Origin of the sequence: Arthrobacter oryzae (assembly GCF_030812315.1) — a bacterium.
GTDB classification, from domain to species: domain Bacteria; phylum Actinomycetota; class Actinomycetes; order Actinomycetales; family Micrococcaceae; genus Arthrobacter; species Arthrobacter oryzae_B.
The window spans coordinates 152,690-173,474 of sequence record NZ_JAUSSM010000010.1 but is presented as its reverse complement, the minus strand read 5'-3'; the positions used below and the strand labels follow the sequence as shown (position 1 = coordinate 173,474).

The window sequence follows — 20,785 nt, the reverse complement described above, 5'->3', positions numbered from 1 at the left end:
GAAACACCATGACCAACCTCATCGACGGCACCGCTGCCCTGACGTGGATCACCTCGTTCAGCGAACGATTCGACTCGAACCAGGCCTACCTGACAGAGCTGGACCGGCTCGCCGGTGATGGCGACTTCGGCACCAACATCTCCTCCGCCCTGGAACGCACCCGGGCAGGCTTGCCGGGCGTCACGGAAGTGACCTTCACCACCGTGTTCCAGGCCGCAAGCCGTGGTTTCATGGCCACCGGAGGCACCAGCGGTCCGCTGTTTGGGATGTGGTTCCGTGACATCGCCAAGAGCACGAAGAACGACACAGCATCCGTCGCTGACGTCGCCAAAGGCATTGCTGCAGGCATGGCCACCATCCAGACACTTGGCGGCGCCAAAGTCGGTGACAACACGATGATCGACGCGCTGGAACCGGCATCTGTTGCCCTCACCGCGGCCGCCGGGCGCGGCAACACCCTGGGCGAAGCGCTCCTGGAAGCAGCCCTGGCGGCCCGGGCCGGCGCCGAGTCCACAGCCGGTCTCATTGCCGCCCGCGGCAGGGCTACCTACGTCGGGGAACTCGCGCGGGGTGTGCTCGATCCCGGCGCTGTAACCATCGCGCTGTTCTTCGAGGCCGGCGCTGACACTGTCGGGGCAGCCCGGGCCTGGCAGCCGTTGGGCGCCACCGTCTAGTGGGGTTGACGGCGATCACGCAGCCCACGGGCGGTTCTGACACGGACCGGCAGCGGCACATCCAGACCGGCGGCAGCATGGCGCTGGACCGCAGCATCGCACTGGAGCTTGTCCACACTACGGAAGCGGCCGCGATCAGCGGCGCAACGGTGGATCGGCTGCGACGATAAGAATGCCGCCGACGCAGCAGCGGTTGATGCACTGCGTGCCTACCTTTCCACCATCGATATCGCCGGAAGAATTGCCATCGGCGAAGGAGAGAAAGACGCTGCACCGATGCTGTACAACGGCGAACTGGTCGGCACGGGGCGGGGGCCCTGCGTCGACATCGGTGTGGATCCAATAGACGGAACCAGTCTCACTGCAGCGGGCCGGCCCAATGCACTGTGCGTGATCGCCGTCTCCGACCGCGACACCATGCTCGACGCCTCCGCGACGTTCTACATGGACAAGATCGTCACGGACGCCGAAGAGTGTCAGTTTGAGGCGAAGGCCCGTCATGCCGCCCCGTTCCCCCACGTTCATGGAACACCAGAAGCAACTTCGCAACGACATTCTGATCCCCATCATCGCTGGGCGGGTCCTCCACGCAACCAGGCCGCGACGCGCCGCTCACGATCCAAGTTTCGTTCGGCGCTCCTCCGTCGCTTATTTCCTCGCGAAACTTTGAACCGCTCCCGGTACCCCAAGTTGCACTCCGGACCCTCAAACCCAGCGGTGACTCCGTTATCAGAACGACGCACAAATCTGACAGACACATCCGGTGCCGGCCCGACAAAGGAAGGCCTCACAGCGGACGCCGTCAAAGACCGCGTGAAGACAACTCACAGGGCGGAGCAGGCGAGGCCCCTCGAGCAGGCCAGGACGCTCTGGGAAGGCACGCCGCAACGCGAGCAGATCCGGCCACGTCATGAACGCCCATAGGGAAAACGGCTGCAGAGTAGCGAAGACTTTTACAGCTAGGAATCGGTCATGTAGCCCACCACGCGAGCGACAATGAAGAAGTAAGAAAGACTCGAGCCGTCGAGTTTGTAGCGGAGGGAGCAGCCGGCCACAGCAACGGCCACCAACAAAAAAGGGCCCCGAAGGGGCCCTCATGTGAACAGTTTGTGCACACTCAGAGGCCCACAAGCCCCTGAACAGGGAAAAGTGCCCGAGGTGGGACTCGAACCGAGTCCCAGGCCTTGCAAACACTGGGAAGTCCCGGAAACATCGCCATTCCGACCCAATCCTCCCCCAGTACGACCGAGTCCGAAGGCCAGTTTGTGGACATTGTCCACACCACCAAAGTCGCCTCCCCGCGAATACAGAAACGCCAACCGCGCTCCCCTTTAGGGAACGCGGTTTTTCTTTGCGCTGGGACCCAGGACGGGGTTCGCCCCGATCTGCATTGCGGAGGACACCGCAGCGTGAGATTGCCATTCAGTCTGATTCGGAGGACTCTTCTCTAGAATAGGCGTCCGGGTACACATTGCTCCGCTGGCTTGCGGACGACGTTTCGCAAAGCGTCCACCGATACGGCTTCCAGTGACGGCACGAAGTACCGACCGGCCTGGCCGGAGCCTGGGGTTACTCCCGGGACGACGACAACATGCATGCCCGCCGCCTGGGCGCTGGTTGCTCCACTCACTGAGACTTCAACCGCAACACAGTGGGCGGGTTCGACTGCTAAAAGCTCAGCAGCCGCCAGATGCTGCGTTGAAGATACTACGAGTGTCGCAACGGGACTGTGTGCCATAGTAACTGGAGCGCACGGAATGCCTGCCGGGGCCAGTTCGGCCAGGATCCGTTCGGCCCCGGGAGCCACGGGATGCCGTTTTCGAGCCTTGCTACCACTCGATGGCGGAGGCAGTCGATTATCTCACACACGTGTAGCTCCAGCCCGCGACCCTGTAGAAGGCATGCGGACACCGCCATGGCGCGACCGACTGTATAGCGGGCGTCATCGTGGGTCCAGATCACGCCGTGCTTTAGAGCGAGGTCAAGCCGTGCGCCATCCAAGACGGCTCGGTGTCGACCAGAGTGCCCTCCATATCCCAGAGAACGGCTTCACTAGTCGCGGTTTCGTGACTCCATAGCTAGTGTCTGTCCTAGCTGTTTGCAGCCGTGTGGTCCCTATTCATGTCATGAATAATGGGACTACTGCCATTCAGTCGCCCTATTGTCACACTCCCGGTTCGGCCCCGGCGTCAGTGTGCCCTAGTGAAGTTGTTCAGTGCATAGTCGAGGACGACTGAAAAGTCGTCCGCCTCTACGGCATCGACGTAACAGGCACTGGGCAGCGGGTCACACCTGAACGTGCCGGGGCGGCACAGGTATGGCGTCCAAATGGTCGCGACCGGCTGGCCATAGTTGTCCACGGCCACCCACTCCTCCGGCCCTGTCCTGCAGGCTTGTCCAAGATGCGCAGTTGCCACGCTGGTGAATGGGTCCGTGCGATGGTTGAATGCGGTCATTTCTGTGACTCCGTTCGGGGTCGGGCTGAGACCTGCCGTCTAGCCGAGGGTCTCGTGCGTGCGGGGTAGCGGTCGGGTCCGGTCGCGTGAACATGATTCGGACGTTCCAGGTCTTCGGGCAGGCCTCATACCGCAGTGTTATCGCCATGGATTGAAGCAAGAAGTTCGCGGACTGCGGCGGCCCCTTCGTCAGAGGAGAAGTCTGAACTCAAACCGACGACGCTGACACCGGCATCCAGATAGTGACGTGCTGTTGCCGATTTCATTCCGCCAGTGGCGACAAAACGGACGTCGGGGAAAGGACCCTTCATAGCCTTCACCCAATCGGGACCCAGTACCGATGCCGGGAACGCTTTGAGCCATGTGAGGCCGAGCGCTTTCGCCCGCATGATCTCACTGGCCGTGGCCACTCCCGGCAAGTGGGGCATGCTGCGTCGGATGCTTTCCTTGATGATGCCTTCGTCAAGGCCGGGAGAGACTGTGAATGATGCGTTGGCGGAATGTGCGGCGTCCAGTTGGTCGGCGCTGATGATAGTGCCTGCGCCCACGGTCACGCCGCGTTCGGCTGCGGCGCTGGCCACAGCAGCGAGGGTGGGGACGGCTTCTGGTGTTTCGATGGTGACTTCGACATGTTCGACGCCGGCATCCCACGCCCGCGTGGCGTACCGAACTGCTTCGGCGGGCGTTAGACCGCGGAGCACAGCGATGACGGGAAGGCGGAAAAAAGCGTCGTCAAACCAGTGGTTGGGCAAGGTGAGTGCCATTTTGGTCACTTTCAGTGGTACTGCGAGGTGTGTTCTCGTCTGCAGTGGGGGCGCCGACCGGACCGGCATAGTTCTGGGTTGATTCGTAGCCCCTGGGTTTGTTTCCGTGGCCGGGGCGGAAGTCGGCGCGGGTCCCCAACGTCCAGGCTGCGAAGGAGTGGCCCAGGGCCAGCCGATCTTCGGGATTGTCGCCACGGAGCAAGCCAGCAAGATAACCCGCGGCAAAGGCGTCGCCAGCTCCGACGGGTTCGACGACTTCGATGAGATTGGCGGGGACGCGGAAGACGCGTTCTTCCCGGTTGTAGTCCCTGACGAATTCGACAGCCTCTGAGGCGGAGTCTTTGATAACGACATGCCGCGGTCCCGGTAGGAGCTCCGATACCTCTTCTGCGCTAGTGCAGCCCCATAGTGTTTCTGCTTCGTCGAGGCCGACAAGGACAACGGTGGCTAGACGGGCCAGTTCAAGCAGGCTTGGGCCCGCGACGTCGACATTCCACAGAGCGGGACGGTAGTTGACGTCGAAGGAGACCTTGTAGCCCGCCGAACCTGCCCCTTTCAGGAGGCACTCGGTCAGTGCTGAACAGCCATCCGAGAGCGCGGCATTGATGCCGGTGGTGTGGATCCATCCAGTTTGTTCGAGTGGCCACGCGTCGGAATCGGCCGGCGCCATGCGGGAGGCCGCAGACCCGGCCCGGTAGTAGAGCGTCCTGGCGCCATGGCCCAGATCCGGCTCCTTGAAATACACCCCGGTGGGGCATATACCGTCACGGGTGACGAAGCTGACGTCCACTCCGCGGGCGGCCAGACCTCCCAGGATGCGTTGGCCAAACGGGTCCTCGCCGACGCGGCTGGCCCAGCCGGTCCGGTAGCCGAATTCGGCCAGATGCGCCGCGACGTTGGATTCCGCTCCCCCGAAGCCCAGCAGGCAGTCATCCGCCTCGCTGAGTGACTCGGACCTGGCGGGGGTGACAACAGCCATGGTTTCACCGACGCAGAGCACGTCCAGGAAGGTCACTTCACGGCCCCTGCGGTGAGGCCGCTGACGAAGAACCTGCCCAGGACAAGGTAGAGCAGGACGGTTGGCGCGGCGACGAGCACTGCGCCGGCCATCAGCTCAGAGTAGTCAACGGTGGTGGTTCCGATGAGGTTGTTCAGCGTCACTGTGGCCGGCCACGCTGCCGGGGAGGCCAGGATGAAGCCGAACAGGAAGTCGTTCCAGATGTTGGTGCACTGGAAGATTCCCGCGACGACGAAGCCCGGCACGGAGAGCGGGAGCATCACCCGGACGTAGGTCTTCCAAATCCCGGCGCCGTCGATGGACGCAGCTTCGATGATGGCGCTGGGGATGCCCTCGTAGTAGTTGCGGAAGATCAGGGTGGTGATCGGGATGCCGTAGATGATGTGGACCAGGATCAGGCCGATGATGCTTCCTTGGAGATGCAGCATGTTCAGGAACTGGAAGACGGGGATGATCACGGCCTGGAATGGGATAAACATGCCCACGAGCAGAACGGTGAAGAGGGCGTTGGATCCCCGGAACGGGAACTTGGACAGGACGTAGCCGTTGATCGAGCCCAGAAGGCAGGAGATCAGTGCAGCAGGGACGGTGATCTGCAGTGAGTTCGCCAGCGATCCATGAAGCTTCGTCCAGGCGCCTTTGAAGGCATCCAGGCTCGGCGCATCAGGGAAGGCGAGGAAGAAGTTCGGCGCCCCGGTGCTACCTGAAAGTGCCGTGGTGATGATGACGTACACCGGCACGAGCATGCCGAGCGTCGCGAGAGTACAGACAGCCAGGACAATCCAGCCGCCCGGGGTCTTGGGGATGCTCCAGGACCGCGGCTTGGGCGCCAGCTTGCCGGGGCGCCGGCGTGGCGCCTGGGCTGTTCGGGACGGTGTCGGTTCGAGGGTTTCGACGGCCATTTCTATGCCTTTCGCTCTTTCCGGTATCCGCGTACGAGGTAGGGGACGATCACCACGAGTGTCAGCAGAAGCAGGATGATCGCCATTGCCGAGGCTTTGTCGTAACGGCTGGTGAGGTAGTTGTAGATGTAAATGCCGGGGACGTCGGTGACGAATCCGGGGCCGGAGCCTGACATGGCGACGACGAGGTCGAAGATTTTCAGGGCCACGTGGAGCAGGAGTACAAAACAGGTGATGGTGGAGGGCCACAGCTGGGGAAGCACGATGTAGCGGAGGCGCTGCCACACGTTTGCTCCATCGACGTTGGCGGCTTCGAGGTGTTCTTCCGGGATGGAGGCCAGCCCGGCAAGGTACATGGCCATGGCGAAGCCGACGAGCTGCCATGCGGCCGCGAAGATAATGGGCAGCAGCGCCACCGGAATGCCGAACTGGACTTTGAGGAAGTCCGTTCCGGAGGGGTCGTTCAGGGCTCCGAGGATCGTGGTGTCGGTGGTCCATCCCGGAGGATTCTCGATTCCCATGCTCCGCAGGATCTCGTTGACTCCGGTGGAAGGAGCGAAGATCCAGCGCCAGGCAACACCGGTGACGATGAAGGACAGCGCGTACGGCAGGAGGAAGACTGTCCGGAACAGGCCCTTGCCGACCGAGACGTGGTGGATGAACAAGGCGGCGATCAGTCCGCCGAGGATGGCCAGGACCAGGAAGATGATGGTGAAAATCACCACATTGCGGATATCAGCCTGGAACCGCTGTTCCTGGACGATTTCGGCGTAGGTGCCTCCGAACGGCTGGCGCAGTGCCAGGTTCGGGCTGGTTCCGATCTTCCAGTTCGACAGGGAGATGTAGACCGTGATGCCGATGAAGACGTAGACGAAGAGGAAGCTGACGAGCAGGCTGGGTGCGAAGATCCAGGCGGCCCGGCGGGATGTCTTGACGTTGTGGGGAACTTGTTTCTTCGGCCGGGGGCCGGCCGGTGCCGGTGGCAGAGCTGTTGAGGTTGTCATGAGTGAACTGTTCCTGTCCGGGGGTGCGGCTGCAGTGACCTGCAGCCACACCCTTTCCGACTTGGTTGGCTGACCGGCTGTTACAGCTGGGTCTTCTGGGCCTGCGTCATGCTGGCGATGAAGGCATCGATGTTGCTGCTGCCGTTGAAGGTGGAAACTGCGTCGGCGTACGTCTGGGCGAATTCGGCTCCGGCTGCCTGGGCGTGGGCCAGGGAGGACACGACTGCCCCCGAGGCGAGGCTCTTGGCAGCTTCCTGCTGGTATGCGGACAGCCCTGAAATGTCGGCTGAGGTCACCGCCGGGATTGACCCCTTCTTGGCGGCGAATTCCGTCTGGATCTTCGGGTCCATCAAGGTCTTCACCCACGTCCGGGCGGCTTCGGCATGCGGAATATTGTTGGCCGGGATGGAGAAGCCGTCTCCGACGTAGTCGAAGATGTCCTCCTTGCCGGGGAAACTCACCCAGGCGAAGTCCTGGCCGGGCTTCTTTCCGGCATTGAGCAGCTCACCGTACGCCCAGTCCCCCATAAGGTTGACGGCGCAGTCGCCGTCAGCCATCTTCTTGGCGGCTTCATCCCAGGTGATGGCCGAGTGATCCTTGTTGGCAAGGGACAGGATGGCCTTGTAGTCCGCCAGGGCCTGCTTCACCTCGGGGGCGTCGAAGGAATACTCGTTGGTGAACAGCTTCGTCCAGTTGTCCGCACCCGCCCGGGACATGATGAGGGACTCCAGCAGCTGGGCCGAGGCGAAGATGTCCTTGTCTCCGAGGCAGACCGGCGTGGTTCCGCTGGCCTGGACCTGCTTGAGGCTGCTGATCAGTCCGTCGACGCCGGCAGCGGGGTCGATCTTGACGTTGGCCTTGGAGAGCACGGACGGGTTGGTCCACAAGACGTTGCCGCGGTGGACGCCGATCGGAACGGTGTAGTACTTGCCGTCGACCTGCTGGGCTTCGGCCACGTCCTTGGGCATCTGGGACGCCCAGTTGCCCTCGGTCCACAAATCCGTCAGATCGGCGACCTGCCCGCCGTCGACGTAGCTCTTCAGCTGCCCGGCGGGATGTACCTGCCAGGCATCCGGCGGACTGCCGGCCTGGAGCCTTGCGGCCAAGGCCTGCCGTGCGTTGGCACCGCCGCCGCCGGAGACCGCCGCGTTGTCCACGGACAACCCGGGTGAGGACTTCTTCACGCCGTCGATCAACACGTTGAGCGCATCCGCCTCCGAACCGGAGGTCCACCAGGACGTGATTTCGAGTTTGTCCGAGCCTCCCCCGGTGGAACTTCCGGCGGGGGCGTTTGCGGAACATCCGGTTACTGCAATGAGGCTTGCTGCTGCTGTTACGGCCAGCGAAATCCTGAGCTTGTTAGGTGCACGCATGACTACTCTCCTTTGGGTTGTCAGACGCCGGATAAGGCCCGGCTGGAGCCTGCGTTGTGGTTCAGATTACATAGTTAAGTAGATCGATGCAATAGATATCGCAAGTACACCAACGCGAACCCCGCGGATTCACTGGAATCCGAACCCAGGAAGTGACAAGGCCCTATATGCTGGCGTTCTGGTCTGGTGGATTTCTATTAGATCGGTCTACCAATACCGGCCAAAACGTGGTAGAAATATTAGACCGAGCCTGAAGGAGGTGGACAAGCAATGAAAAAAGTGACTCTGAATGACGTCAGTAGGGCAGCTGGAGTATCGCGATCTACTGCGTCGCTGGTGCTGCGGGGAAACCCGCGGATTCCGGAGGCAACGTCAGACCGCGTGCGGCTGGCCATGGCCGAACTCGGCTATGTCTACAACCGGCAGGCCGCGAACATGCGCCGAAGCGAATCCATGACCCTGGGACTGATCGTGACGGACATCCGCAACCCCTATTTTGCGGGCCTGACCATGACCATCGAGGAGGCCGCGCACGACGCCGGATACACCCTCTTCGTCGGGTACAGCAGGGACGATGTGGAGCGGCAGTACCTGCAGCTGGAGACCATGGTCCAACAGCAGGTCGACGGCATTTTCCTGCTTCCGGCCACGGGGTCCGAGCTGGCCCCGGTCTGCGGCATCATTGACCGGTCCTCCGTCCCGGTTGTGCAGCTGGCCCGCTACTTCTCGGAGGAACTGGACTATGTGGGCCCCGACAACGTCGCTGCCGGCCAGCAACTGGCACAGCACGTGTCCTCCCTGGGGGCGTCAACGGCGGTGCTGGTTGGCGGCCCGGAACATTCTTCGGCACGTACCGAACGGATCAAGGGGCTGGAAACCGGGTTTACGGGGAGCGGCGTGGCGTTCGATGCCTCCCTGTCGGCCGCGACAACGAACAACGCTGCCGGCGGGTCCGAAGGCGTGGCCCGCGTCCTTGACCAGGGGATCTGGCCTGACTGCATCGTCGCCTACAGTGACGCGGTCGCCCTTGGAATCTACGCCGAACTGCGTCGGCGAAACCTTGACCCGGGCCGCGACGTCTCGGTGGCCAGCTTCGACGACATCGCCATGGCCGAACTGCTGCTGCCGCCGCTGACCTCGGTCTCCACCTACCCCGAACTGATCGGACGCAGGGCAGCCGATCTGCTGCTGAACCGTATCCGCGACCCGGCCCTGCAACCACAGCGCTCCCTCATTGAACCGGCCCTGAAAGTCAGAGCCTCCACCGCCCAATGGCGACCCCGAACGTAGGAGAACAGAATGCCAGCACTGAAATGGGGCCTGATCGGCGCCAGCGACATCGCTGCCACCCGGGTCATCGGCGCAATCCGGGCCAGCGGCGGTGACACCGTTGGCGTCTTCAGCGGGTCGGCAGACCGGGCCAGGGACTTCGCCGCGGTCCACGGGCTGCCCAACTTCACCACAGAACTGGACGGTCTGCTGGGCTGGGACATCGACGCCGTCTACATCTCCTCCACTAACGAAAAGCACTTCGAGCAGGCAACCAGCGCGCTCAACGCCGGAAAGCATGTCCTGTGCGAGAAGCCACTCGCCCTTGAGGCCGGCCAGGCCGAGGCCATGGTGGAACTGGCAGAGGAGAGGGGCCTGGTGCTCGCCGCCAACCACCACCTTCCCGGCAGCCCCCTGCACGCCACAGTGCGCGATCTCGTCGCCGCCGGAGCCATCGGCACAGTCCTCTCGGCCAAGATCGCCCACGCGGTGCTCCTGCCGGAACGGCTCCGCGGCTGGCGGCTCGGGCACGGCACCCCCGGGAGCGGAGTGATCCTGGACATCACCTGCCACGACGCTTCGGTGCTGAACCCGTTGCTGGGTACGCCGGTGGCAGTCAGCGCCCTGGCCGTCCAACAGGCCGACTGGAACACCGGAGGACAGGAAGATGCCGCCATGACCGTCATCCGCTACGAGCGGGACGGCCTGCCACCGGTTCTGGCCCAGACCCATGACTCGTTCACCGTCGGATACGCCGGGACGTCCCTTGAAGTCCACGGAACTGAGGGCACCATCCGGGTTACCGACGCCATGACGCAGGACACCGCGGGCCAGGTCATCCTGACCACCGGGTCAGGCAGCCAAGCGGTCGACGTCGACTGTTCTGAGGACCTGTACGTCATCGGCCTGCGCTCCTTCACCGCAGCAGTGGAAGGCACGGGCCGGCCTGCGGCGACCGGCCGCGACGGCCTGATGGCCCTCAAGGTCGCCCTCGCCGCCCAGGAATCCGCAAACTCCGGACGCACCGTCCACATCAACTAACAGCCAGAAAGAACGCCATGCAGAAGGTACAGATCCTCTCCGCCCGCGAAGCAGCGGACCTCATCAACGACGACGACGTGATCACCGTCAGCTCCTCCAGCGCCCTCGGCTGCCCGGACAGCGTCCTGGCCGGAATCGGCCAGCGGTTCGAGGAAACCTCCCGCCCGGTCAACCTGACTTCCGTGCACCCAATCGCTGCCGGCGACATGTACGGCGTCAAGGGCATCGACCACATCGCCCGGCCGGGGCTGCTCCGCAAGGTCATCGCCGGGTCCTACCCCTCCGGGCCCTCCAGCGCGGAGCCGCCGCTGATCTGGCAGATGATCGAGCGTGACGAAGTGGAGGCGTACAACTTCCCGTCAGGTGTCATCTACCAGATGCACCGCACCGCGGCGGCGAAGCAGCCGGGCGTCTTCACCCAGGTGGGCCTGGACACCTTTATCGACCCGCGCCTCCAGGGCGGACGGATGAACGGCAGCACACCCGCAGGCCATGTGGAGACCGCCACACTGGCCGGGAAGGAATGGCTGTTCTTCCCGTCCGTCATCCCCAACGTCGCGATCATCCGCGCCACCACCGCCGATGAATACGGCAACCTGACCTTCGAGGACGAAGGATCCCCGCTCGGCGCCCTGGACCTGGCCTACGCCGCGCACAACAACGGCGGCGTCGTCATCGCCCAGGTCAAACGCCTGGCTGAAGCCGGCAGCCTCCACCCGCAGCATGTGAAGGTTCCCGGCATCCTCGTCGACGCCATTGTGATCGCCGAAGACCAGCTCCAGACCACACTGACCCCCAACGATCCGGCGATCTCAGGCCAGCTGCGCAGGCCGCTGAGCTCGCTCCCCCACATCGGCTTCTCCCTGGAGAAAATCACCGCCCGCCGCGCCGCCCAGGAGCTCAAAGCAGGCGAGATCGTGAACCTCGGCTTCGGCGTCTCCGCCCTCGTCCCCCACGTGCTGGTCGAAGAAAACCAGGGACGGGAAGTCAGCTGGGTCATCGAACAGGGCGCCGTCGGCGGCGTCCCGCTGCTGGACTTCGCGTTCGGCTGCGCCCAGAACCCCGACGCGATCATGCCCAGCATCGACCAGTTCACCCTCCTACAGGGCGGCGGCTTCCACCGTTCGCTGCTTTCCTTCCTGGAAATCGACCGGCACGGCAACGTCAACGTCCATCACCTGCCCAAAAAGCGCCACGTCACAGCAGGCGTCGGCGGATTCGCCGACATCACCTCGTCGGCCCCGGAGATCATCTTTATGGGCGCCTTCACCGCCGGACGCCGGGACATCGCCGCCGACGGGAACGGCCTGGACATCCGGGCCGACGGGCCCTTCACGAAGCTCGTCAACGACGTCTCGGCCGTCACGTTCTCCGGACCGAGAGCACTCGCCAACGGCCAGAAGGTCAAGTACATCACCGAACGCGCGGTGATGGAACTGACCGCCGCCGGCCTCGTCGTCACTGAAATTGCCCCCGGCGTCGACCTGCAAAAGGACGTCCTGGACCGCTGTGAATTCCCGCTTATCGTCTCGGAGGACCTGCGCCCCATGGACCTCGCCCTGTTCGCCGACGCCCCCGTCGGCCTCCACCTTCCGACGCTGCCGCTGCACGAGCGGATCGAACAGCGCACCGCCTCGCTGGCCGCGCACTGACGCGCGTCCGAAACGCCTGAAAGGACCCTCACATGAGCAGCCTCCGCATCCTCACGCCCTACGAATCCGAACTCGCCGATGCCCTGTTCGAGGCGATGTTCCCCACCGACGGTGATAGCCCGGACGTCCGCGACGCGGGAGTCACCGAATATCTGGACCTCACCCTGGAGGGCTACGGACGCAAGGACCTCCCCCGCTACCAGTGGCTGTTCGGCGCCCTGGACCGCTACGCGGACAACAAATACGGCAGGAACTTCGCGGCCCTCACCCTTGACGAACGCACGGACATGCTGGTCCTGCTCGAACAGGGGGAACTGACCGAACAACTGCCTGCGGCGGAACAGCAGAATCTCTTCGGGCTCGTTGTCTCCCACCTGCAGGAAGGTCTTTTCGCGGACCCTGCCCACGGCGGAAACAAGGACGCCGTCGGCTGGAAATTCCTCAAGCACCCCGGCGTCTGGCTGGAAAACTCAGCCGAAGAAAACCTCAGCGCCGAACACGTGACCAAGGGCGGGGTCATCAAGACCCTTGCCGACGCGATGCAGGAAATCCCCCGTGACGCCGACGGCCACCGGCTCAAGCAGCTCGGCTACGAAAACGCCGTCAACCCTCAGATGACCGATGAAGTGGACGTCCTGCTCGTCGGGGTGGGCGCCATGGGCGGACTCAGCGCCCAGGTCTTCGCCGAGGCCGGCCTGAGCGTCGTCGGCCTCGAAGCGGGCCCCTTCCGCCCCCTCGACGAGTTCCTCCCCGACGAACTCGAGCACGCCTACTACACCCGCGGCGGGCTGGGCCCGAAATTCCAGCAAGAAACCCCGCGCTGGCGCGAAACCGCGGACGAGGAGGACAGCCGCGAGGCAACGTTCTCGCTGGGCCGCATGGTCAACGGCGTCGGCGGATCCGCTGGGCACTACGGTTCCTGGCTGCGCCGCTTCCAACCGTGGCAGTTCGCCCCCAAGAGCCACTACGACGGGCTGTACGGACCGGACTCGCTGCCCGAGGACTGCACCCTGGCAGACTGGCCTGTCAGCTATGAGGAACTGGAGCCGTTCTACACCAAGCTCGAGCACCTGATCGGCATTGCCGGGGACGAGTCCAACCCGTTCGTCAAGCGCGGCAAACCGCTCCCGCTGCCGCCGACCCGCCCGTTCATCCTCGGCAACAAATTCACTGAGACGACGCGGGCTGCCGGACTGCACCCGCACCCCGTGCCCGTGGGATTCACGACCGAATCCTACGGCGGGCGTCCCGCCACCGGCTACAGCGCCTGGAACAACGGCCTCGGCTCCTTCCGGGGAGACCGCTGGCACCCGGGCCTGGGACCCGTGCCGGCCGCCATCGAAACGGGGAACTTTGAGCTGCGCACGCACTCCCGCGTCACCCGGATCATCATGGATGACTCCGGTGCCGCCCGCGGCGTGGAATGGGTTGATCCCCTGGGCCGCGTCCGCCGCCAGTTCGCCCGTGCCGTCATCCTGTCGGCCTACACCTACGAGAACCTGCGCCTGATGTACCTCTCGGCCGACTCCCGGCACGAAAACGGGCTCGGTAACAACACCGGCCAGCTGGGCATGCACTACATGACCAAGATGTTCGGCCACGTAGACGCCCTGTTCCCCGGCACTGAGTTCAACCGCCACACCGGCCCGGCCGCGCAGGGCGTCATCCTGGACGACTACCTCTCACCCGGGTTCCGCTCCCTGGACCACGGCTTCATCGGCGGCGCCACCCTCGGCGCCGAACAGCAGGCCCTGCCGCTGCAGATCGCCCGCGAAACCCTGCCCGGGGACGTCCGCCGCTGGGGTGCCGGCTACCGTGACCACCTGAAGCTCTGGTCCCAGCAGGGTGTCATCCGGATCCAGCCCGACGCACTGCCCTACGCCTCTCACCGGCTGGAAATCGACCCGAGGCACCGCGACTCCTCCGGGCTTGGCATGCCGCTGGTCCGCGTGACCTACCGGCTCCGCGACAACGAGCGGCGGCTGGCGTCCTGGATGGCGGACAAGGCAACAGGCCTGCTGAAGGACATGGGCGCCACCAAGACCTGGCAAGGCCCGTACTTCACCGGCGTCGGCTCCAGCCACGACCTCGGCGGCGCACGCTTCGGCCACAACCCGAAGGCAACGGTGCTGGACGAGCACCTCGCCGTTCACGACACCCGCAACCTGTACATGTACTCCGGTGCCGCTTTTCCCAGCTGCCCCGGCATCAACCCCACCCTGACCATCTGGGCAATCGTCATGCGCGCGGCCGAACATCTCGCCGGCGAGCTCGGCGGACACCGAAAGGACCAGCCATGAGCACCCAAACCACGCCCGTGACAGAACAGCTCATCAGTGCAGCCGCCGGACAGGTCACCGTCGGCTACTCCGCTGACGGCCACACGGCAACCATCCTGATCGACAGGTCATCGAAGCTGAACGCCCTGACCCTTGGACTCCTCGACGACCTTGCCGCTGCCGCCCGGGAGGTCGCCGCATCGTCGGCCCGGCTGGTCGTCGTCCGCACCGGGGGCGAGAAGGTCTTTTGCGTCGGTGCGGACATCAACCACTTCGCCGGCCTCGGTGCGGCAGGGATGTGGCGGGACTGGATCGCCACCGGGCACCGCGCCTTCGATGCCCTCGCCGGACTGCGGCAGCCCAGCATCGCCGTTATCGACGGCCTCGCCTTCGGTGGCGGGCTGGAGCTTGCCCTGGCCTGCGACTTCCGCGTCATCACCGCCGACGCGCGGGTGGCACTGCCCGAAACGGGCCTGGGCACGGTTCCGGGGTGGGGCGGCACCGAACGGGCCACTGAACTCGTCGGCAGGGCGCGGGCCAAGGAACTCGTCCTGACCCGCCGTCAGCTCTCCGGCGAGGAAGCCCTCGCCTGGGGCCTGGCCACCGCCGTCGCACCCAAAGACGGGCTGGAAGGCGCGGTGGCGCGGCTCAGCGCCGACCTGCTGGCGGGGGCGCCGCTGGCGGTGCAGCTGGCCAAGCAACTGATCGACGCGGCCGCCGACGGTGCCCCGTCCCGGGTGCTCGAAGCCCTGGCCGGCGGCCTCGCCGCCGCCACAGACGACCTTGCCGAGGGCGTCGCCTCCTTCCGGGAAAAGCGCCCGGCGCACTTCACGGACAACTGAAGCAGCCCGGCACACAGAACTCTTTCTAAGGACACCAGACATGGAAACCAAGAGCTACACGCTCGACGACGTCGAGCCCACCTACCGCCCGATGATCATCGACGGCGAAGACGCCCAGGCACAAAGCGGCCGGACCTTCACCCGGCTGAGCCCGGCCCATGAAGTCGAGGTCACCTCCTTCCCGCACGGCGGGCAGGAGGACGTTGACCGTGCGGTCACCGCCGCCCGCACAGCCCTGGACCGCGGCTGGCGCCAGTCCAGCGGATCCGAGAGGTCCAAGCTGCTCCTGAAGGTCGCCGACCTCGTCCGCCGCGACGCCGAAGCTCTGGCGCTGGCCGAAACCCTGGAAACCGGCAAACCGATCACACAGTCCCGCAATGAAGTCGCCGGCACTGCCGAGCTGTGGGAATACGCGGCCAGCCTGGCCCGCAACACCCAGGGCGACGCCCACAACGCCCTCGGACGGGACACCCTCGCCATGGTGGTCCACGAACCCATTGGCGTGGTCGGCATGATCACGCCGTGGAACTTCCCGCTGCTGATCATCAGCCAGAAACTGCCGTTCGCCCTGGCCGCGGGCAACACTGCCGTGATCAAACCCAGTGAAAGCACCTCGGCCACCACCGTCATGCTGGGCCAGCTCATCCGCGAAGCGGGCTTCCCGGCCGGCGTCGTCAACATTGTCACCGGCGACCGCGTCGTCGGCGCGGCCATCGCGGAGCACCCCGGCATCGACATGATCAGCTTCACCGGCTCCACCGGCGTGGGCAAAGGCATCGCCTCCGCGGCGGGCCGGGACCTGAAGAAGGTGGAACTCGAACTCGGCGGGAAGAACCCGCAGATCATCACGCCCAACGCTGACTTCACCGCCGCGGTCGACGCCGGCGTCTTCGGCGGCTACTTCAACGTCGGCCAGTGCTGCAATTCCGGCAGCCGCCTCATCGTGCACCGCTCCATGGCCGACGAATTCGCCGCCGCCGTCGTCGAGCGCGCCAAGCACATGCGCGTGGGCGACCCGCTCAAGTCCGACACCCTCGTCGGTTCCCTTGTCAACGACGCCCAGCTCGCCGTCGTCGAACGCTACGTGGCCGAAGGCCGCGACGCCGGGGCCCACCTCCTCACCGGCGGCGACCGCCTCGACACCGGACTCAACGGCCGCTTCTTCCAGCCCACCGTCTTCACGGACGTGACCGCCCGGATGTCCATCGCCACCGAAGAGATCTTCGGGCCCGTCCTGTCCGTCCTGCCCTACGACACTATGGAGGAGGCCATCGGGATCGCAAACTCCACCTCGTTCGGCCTGTCCGCGGGAATCTGGAGCAACGACATCAACGAAGCCCTGACCGCCGCCCGCGACCTGCGCGCCGGGACCGTCTGGGTCAACCGCTGGATGGACGGATACCCCGAAGTGCCGTTCGGCGGCTACGGCCACAGCGGCATCGGCCGCGAACTGGGGCGCCAGGCCCTCGCAGAGTTCAGCGAACTGAAAACCATCCAGCTCCAGGTCGGCATCCGCGAAAACCGCTGGGTCGACGCCCCCGACGCCCCCCGCCGCTAAAACCCGAAACCCCCTGAAAGAAGCGAATATGACAACCACCACCACCGCAGCCCCCGCGAACGCCACCGCGGCAGTGCTCCCGGCCATGCTCCCCCTCACCCTCCCTGCCGGGTATGAAGTGCCGGCGGCGTTCCGGGACGCAGCCGCCAAGGCCTGGAAAACCGCCTCAACTAAACTCGGCGGACTGATCACCAGGCACCCGGACCGGTTCCCCCTGTACACCGAAGAAGGCAAATGGGTGGTCGACGGCGAGGCGTGGACCAACTGGTGCGAAGGCTTCCTCGGCGGCCAGCTGTGGATGCTCTCCCGCCGGGCCGACGACGCCGACCGCGCCCGCTTCCGCAGTGCCGCCGAGCATTACTCGGAGCTCATCGAAGAACGGAAGAGCGACGACACTGTCCATGACCTGGGCTTCCTGTTCTGGTCCACCTACCGGCGCTGGTTCGAAGCAACTGGCGACACCAGCAAGCGCGACGTCGTCGTCGAGGCCGGACGCACCACGGCCAGCCGCTACCGGGAAGCCGGCCGGTACATGCCCAGCTTCCGCCGTCCCGACAGCCTGTTCATCGACATCATGATGAACATCCACATGGCCCTCTACGCCGCGCAGGAGACCGGCGACCAGGACATGGCCCGCAAAGCCGTGGACCACTGCCTGACCACCCGCCGGTTCCTCATCCGCGGCGACGGCTCCGCCTCCCACGAAGGCATGTTCGACCTGGAAACCGGCGCCTTCCTGAAGCAGACCACGCAGCAGGGATTCTCCGACGAAGGATCCTGGGCCCGCGGACAGGCCTGGGCCCTCTACGGCTTCGGCACCGTCTACCGCTTCACCGGCGAACGGCGCTTCCTCGAAACAGCCATCGCCGCCGCCGACTTCTACATCGAAAAAACCGGCGACCGCCTCGTCCCGCCCAACGACTGGGACGAACCCAACCCCACCCGGCCTTACGAGACGTCCGCAGCTGCCGCCGCAGCCGGAGGCTTCTGGCAGCTCGCCGGCCTCGTCCAAGACCGCACCAAGGCCAAAATCTACGCCGACTACGCGGTGAGCATCCTGCACCGCCTCACCGAGGACGACTTCCTGGCCGGCCCGGACGAGGACTGGGAAGGCGTGCTCAAGCACGGCAGCTACCATGAAGGCAAGGACCTGGGCGTCGACGAATCCATGATGTGGGGCGACTACTGGTTCCTGGACACCATCGACCAGATCCAGCAGTTCGACGACGCCCGGAGGGGCCGGTGACCACCGTGTCGCGGAAAACCATCGACGAGGCACCCCGTCCGGAAGCGCCGGCAGAACCGGCGCTCCCGGACGAGGTGATCCGGACTGACATCGCCATCATAGGATCAGGCATGGGCGGCGGCACCATGGCGTACGCCCTCAAGGACTCCGGCGCCGAAGTCCTGATCATCGAACGCGGCCACCGGCTGCCTGCGGAGCCGCAGAACTCCGACCTCGACGAGGTGTACCTCAATGGCCGGTACAAGAATGCCGACACCTGGTACAACGGCCGAACCGGCGAAGCCTTCAAGCCCGGCGTCTACTACTGGGTGGGAGGCTGCACCAAGGTCTACGGTGCCTGCCTGCCGCGCTTCCGCGCCAGCGACTTCAAGGAAACGAAGCACCAGGACGGGACATCCCCGGCATGGCCGTTTAGCTACGAGGACCTCGAGCCCTACTACGCGAAGGCCGAGAAGCTGTTCCGGGTCCGTGGCCAGATCGGCGAAGACCCTACGGAACCCGCCCACTCCGAGGCCTACCCCTTCCCGGCCCTGGACCACGAACCGGTCATCCAGGACCTCGCCGCCTCCTTCCGCCGGCAAGGCCTGCACCCGTTCCGGATGGCCAACGGCCTGGACGCCGACACCCCTCAGAAGCGTGCCCTCTGCGCCACCAGCGACGGCGCCCCGAACCAAGCCGGGCTGAAGTCCGATGCCGAAAAGATCGCCATCGACCCGGCCCTCGCGGCTGGGGTGGATCTCATGACGGGCGCCAAGGTCATCCGCCTCATCGCGGGACCGGACGGGCGGACCATCGTCGCCGCCCTGGCTGAACGGGACGACCGCCTCATCCGCATCGAAGCTGAGAAGTTCATCCTCGCCGCCGGGGCCGTGAACTCGGCAGCGCTTCTGCTGGGCTCGGCCACGCCGGAGTTTCCTCGGGGCCTGGCGAACTCCTCCGGGCTCGTGGGCCGGAACTACATGGTGCACAACAGCACCTTTTTCATCGGCATCAACCCGTTCAGGGTCAACCGGACCCTGTGGCAAAAGACGCTCGGCCTCAACGACTGGTATGAAGCCGGACCCACCAACAAATACCCGCTGGGAAACCTGCAGATGCTCGGAAAGCTGCGCGCCAGCATGCTCAAGATGGCCAGGCCCTGGGCGCCAACCTGGTTGCTGAAGGCCTTGTCTGACCGCAGCATCGACATCTACCTGACCACCGAGGACCTGCCGCGACAGAGCAACCGCATCAGCTTGGTCAACGGAAACATCCACGTCTGGTGGGAGCCGAACAACCTCGAGCCCCACAACGAACTGGTCCGCCGGATCGGCAAGGCCGTCCGGAAGGCCGGGTATCCGGTCATCTTCAGCGAGCGCATGGGCATCGAAACCAACTCCCACCAATGCGGAACAGCTGTGGCAGGACATGATCCCGCCATCAGCGTTCTCCGGCCGGACTGCCGTACCCATGATCTGGACAACCTCTGGATCGTGGACAGTTCCTTCTTTCCCTCATCCGCTGCCCTCAATCCGGCCCTGACCATCGCGGCCAACGCCCTCCGGGTCGCGGACACCATCCTCGCCACCCGCGACCCGGGCGTCCAGCGGCTCTCCGCGGGAAAGGATTGATAAAGTCGAGACGCGGGGAGCGCTTCTCCGCCTATCAACTCACCGGCAGGATTACAGCATGGCCCCGCGCATCACCCTTGAAGACGTGAGCAAGGCTGCCGGCGTCTCCCGTTCCACGGCTTCCCTCGTCGTTCGCGGCAGCTCCCGCATCCCGGAGTCCACGGCGGCGAAGGTACGCGAAGCGATGAACGAGCTGGGCTACGTGTACAACCGGCAGGCCGCCAACCTGCGGCAGAGCCGGTCCATGACCATAGGGCTCATCGTCACTGAGATCATCAACCCCTACTTCGCCGAACTGGCGATGGCTGTCGACGAGATCACCCATGACTCCGGCTACACCATCTTCATCGGCTACAGCCGCGACCATGCTGATCGCCAGCACGAAATTATCTCCTCCATGATCGAACGCCAGGTCGACGGGATCCTCCTGCTTCCGGCGCCGGACACAGACCCCGAGAAACTCGCGAAGCAGGTCAATGCCGCCGGTGTCCCGGTGGTGCTGCTCGCACGCCGGTTCGCCGGCTTCGATTACGTTGGGAGTGAGAACGTCAAGGGCGCAACCATGCTCGGCGGTCACCTCTGGGCGTTGGGTTGCCGGAGCGTGGCGTTCCTCGGCGGCCTGGCGGCGTCATCCCTGGCCGAACGGGAGGAAGGCCTACGGACGTCGCTTGAACCCAATGGCTGCGAAGTGTGGAGCATGGACGAGTTCCGCAGTCCCATAACCCCGGAAGGCGGCGCCGCCGCTGTCGGCCGGCTCTTCGACCAGGGAAAACTGCCCGACGCGATCATTGCCTATAACGACGCCGTCGCCCAGGGCGTCTACGACGAGATGCGCCGCCGCGGACTGGAACCGGGCCGTGACCTCGCAGTGGCATCCTTCGATGACACCCGCATCGCCGCAAGCCAGGTTCCTCCCATGACATCCGTGGCCGGATTCCCCCAGGAGATCGGGGCAAAAGGCACCGAGATGCTGATGACCCGCCTCTCCGACGGGAACGCGGACATGCCAACGCAACTGACCCTCATTCAGCCCCAGCTCAAGATCCGGTCCTCCACGGCCACCTGGCGGCCCCGGACGTAACCACACCGTGCGGTAA

At 64.9% G+C, this 20,785-nt stretch carries 15 protein-coding genes and 1 pseudogene; 11 read left to right on the top strand and 5 right to left on the bottom strand.

Going from position 1 to position 20,785, the window contains the following annotated elements; translation table 11 throughout:
* Positions 1–8 precede the first annotated feature (8 nt).
* Both dhaL and J2S97_RS19065 read left to right on the top strand, forming a co-directional pair.
* Complete coding sequence (gene dhaL / locus J2S97_RS19070) at positions 9–674, top strand: dihydroxyacetone kinase subunit DhaL (RefSeq protein ID WP_307051509.1); 666 nt, start codon at positions 9–11, stop codon at positions 672–674.
* 77 nt (positions 675–751) lie between these two features.
* Positions 752–1,136: pseudogene (locus J2S97_RS19065) on the top strand (fructose-bisphosphatase class II); the annotation flags it as partial.
* Between the two features lie 2,119 nt (positions 1,137–3,255).
* Here the strand turns inward: J2S97_RS19065 and J2S97_RS19060 are convergent.
* The 5 genes from J2S97_RS19060 to J2S97_RS19040 all read right to left on the bottom strand — a co-directional run bounded on the left by J2S97_RS19060 (position 3,256) and on the right by J2S97_RS19040 (position 8,191).
* Complete coding sequence (locus tag J2S97_RS19060; RefSeq protein WP_307051508.1) at positions 3,256–3,894, bottom strand: bifunctional 4-hydroxy-2-oxoglutarate aldolase/2-dehydro-3-deoxy-phosphogluconate aldolase; 639 nt, start codon at positions 3,892–3,894, stop codon at positions 3,256–3,258.
* Positions 3,863–4,909: a sugar kinase gene (locus J2S97_RS19055; RefSeq protein ID WP_307051507.1), complete on the bottom strand. Its 1,047-nt coding sequence runs from the start codon at positions 4,907–4,909 to the stop codon at positions 3,863–3,865. The genes J2S97_RS19060 and J2S97_RS19055 overlap by 32 nt, the downstream gene beginning before the upstream one ends.
* Entirely contained in the window at positions 4,906–5,814 is a 909-nt protein-coding gene (locus J2S97_RS19050; protein WP_307051506.1) for a carbohydrate ABC transporter permease, read from the bottom strand. The genes J2S97_RS19055 and J2S97_RS19050 overlap by 4 nt, the downstream gene beginning before the upstream one ends.
* 2 nt (positions 5,815–5,816) lie before the next feature.
* The gene (locus tag J2S97_RS19045; RefSeq protein ID WP_307051505.1) at positions 5,817–6,818 is read right to left on the bottom strand and encodes a carbohydrate ABC transporter permease; all 1,002 of its coding nucleotides are present in this window, start codon (positions 6,816–6,818) and stop codon (positions 5,817–5,819) included.
* An 80-nt stretch (positions 6,819–6,898) separates the two neighbouring features.
* Positions 6,899–8,191 (bottom strand): ABC transporter substrate-binding protein, encoded by a 1,293-nt coding sequence (locus tag J2S97_RS19040; protein ID WP_307051504.1) that lies wholly within the window; start codon positions 8,189–8,191, stop codon positions 6,899–6,901.
* A 270-nt stretch (positions 8,192–8,461) separates the two neighbouring features.
* Here J2S97_RS19040 and J2S97_RS19035 point away from each other — a divergent pair, with 270 nt between their 5' ends.
* Genes J2S97_RS19035 through J2S97_RS18995 form a run of 9 tightly spaced genes read left to right on the top strand, consistent with a single transcriptional unit; the run spans position 8,462 to position 20,769 of the window.
* Positions 8,462–9,481 carry a LacI family DNA-binding transcriptional regulator gene (locus J2S97_RS19035; RefSeq protein WP_307051503.1) on the top strand — a complete coding sequence of 340 codons (1,020 nt, stop codon included), beginning with the start codon at positions 8,462–8,464 and terminating at the stop codon, positions 9,479–9,481.
* A gap of 9 nt (positions 9,482–9,490) precedes the next feature.
* On the top strand, positions 9,491–10,501 hold the full coding sequence (locus tag J2S97_RS19030; protein ID WP_307051502.1) for a Gfo/Idh/MocA family protein: 1,011 nt from the start codon (positions 9,491–9,493) through the stop codon (positions 10,499–10,501).
* Positions 10,502–10,518: 17 nt separating this feature from the next.
* On the top strand, positions 10,519–12,153 hold the full coding sequence (locus tag J2S97_RS19025; protein ID WP_307051501.1) for an acyl CoA:acetate/3-ketoacid CoA transferase: 1,635 nt from the start codon (positions 10,519–10,521) through the stop codon (positions 12,151–12,153).
* A 32-nt stretch (positions 12,154–12,185) separates the two neighbouring features.
* Positions 12,186–14,453, top strand: a complete 2,268-nt coding sequence (locus tag J2S97_RS19020; RefSeq protein WP_307051500.1) for a GMC family oxidoreductase — start codon at positions 12,186–12,188, stop codon at positions 14,451–14,453.
* The gene (locus J2S97_RS19015) at positions 14,450–15,274 is read left to right on the top strand and encodes an enoyl-CoA hydratase/isomerase family protein (protein ID WP_307051499.1); all 825 of its coding nucleotides are present in this window, start codon (positions 14,450–14,452) and stop codon (positions 15,272–15,274) included. The genes J2S97_RS19020 and J2S97_RS19015 overlap by 4 nt, the downstream gene beginning before the upstream one ends.
* Positions 15,275–15,314: 40 nt before the next feature.
* Positions 15,315–16,832 (top strand): aldehyde dehydrogenase family protein, encoded by a 1,518-nt coding sequence (locus J2S97_RS19010; protein ID WP_307051498.1) that lies wholly within the window; start codon positions 15,315–15,317, stop codon positions 16,830–16,832.
* Between the two features lie 28 nt (positions 16,833–16,860).
* Complete coding sequence (locus J2S97_RS19005; protein ID WP_307051497.1) at positions 16,861–18,078, top strand: glycoside hydrolase family 88 protein; 1,218 nt, start codon at positions 16,861–16,863, stop codon at positions 18,076–18,078.
* The gene (locus J2S97_RS19000) at positions 18,075–19,688 is read left to right on the top strand and encodes a GMC oxidoreductase (RefSeq protein ID WP_307051496.1); all 1,614 of its coding nucleotides are present in this window, start codon (positions 18,075–18,077) and stop codon (positions 19,686–19,688) included. Before J2S97_RS19005 ends, J2S97_RS19000 begins: the two co-directional genes overlap by 4 nt.
* A gap of 58 nt (positions 19,689–19,746) precedes the next feature.
* The gene (locus tag J2S97_RS18995; protein WP_307051495.1) at positions 19,747–20,769 is read left to right on the top strand and encodes a LacI family DNA-binding transcriptional regulator; all 1,023 of its coding nucleotides are present in this window, start codon (positions 19,747–19,749) and stop codon (positions 20,767–20,769) included.
* The last annotated feature ends 16 nt before the right edge of the window (positions 20,770–20,785 follow it).

Coding starts and splice junctions, on each gene's coding strand:
- J2S97_RS19025 (WP_307051501.1), top strand. CDS start 10,519: ATGCAGAAGGTACAGATCCTCTCCGCCCGCGAAGCAGCGGACCTCATC.
- J2S97_RS19060 (WP_307051508.1), bottom strand. CDS start 3,894: ATGGCACTCACCTTGCCCAACCACTGGTTTGACGACGCTTTTTTCCGC.
- J2S97_RS19005 (WP_307051497.1), top strand. CDS start 16,861: ATGACAACCACCACCACCGCAGCCCCCGCGAACGCCACCGCGGCAGTG.
- J2S97_RS19035 (WP_307051503.1), top strand. CDS start 8,462: ATGAAAAAAGTGACTCTGAATGACGTCAGTAGGGCAGCTGGAGTATCG.
- J2S97_RS19050 (WP_307051506.1), bottom strand. CDS start 5,814: ATGGCCGTCGAAACCCTCGAACCGACACCGTCCCGAACAGCCCAGGCG.
- J2S97_RS19040 (WP_307051504.1), bottom strand. CDS start 8,191: ATGCGTGCACCTAACAAGCTCAGGATTTCGCTGGCCGTAACAGCAGCA.
- dhaL (WP_307051509.1), top strand. CDS start 9: ATGACCAACCTCATCGACGGCACCGCTGCCCTGACGTGGATCACCTCG.
- J2S97_RS19030 (WP_307051502.1), top strand. CDS start 9,491: ATGCCAGCACTGAAATGGGGCCTGATCGGCGCCAGCGACATCGCTGCC.
- J2S97_RS19020 (WP_307051500.1), top strand. CDS start 12,186: ATGAGCAGCCTCCGCATCCTCACGCCCTACGAATCCGAACTCGCCGAT.
- J2S97_RS19010 (WP_307051498.1), top strand. CDS start 15,315: ATGGAAACCAAGAGCTACACGCTCGACGACGTCGAGCCCACCTACCGC.
- J2S97_RS18995 (WP_307051495.1), top strand. CDS start 19,747: ATGGCCCCGCGCATCACCCTTGAAGACGTGAGCAAGGCTGCCGGCGTC.
- J2S97_RS19015 (WP_307051499.1), top strand. CDS start 14,450: ATGAGCACCCAAACCACGCCCGTGACAGAACAGCTCATCAGTGCAGCC.
- J2S97_RS19045 (WP_307051505.1), bottom strand. CDS start 6,818: ATGACAACCTCAACAGCTCTGCCACCGGCACCGGCCGGCCCCCGGCCG.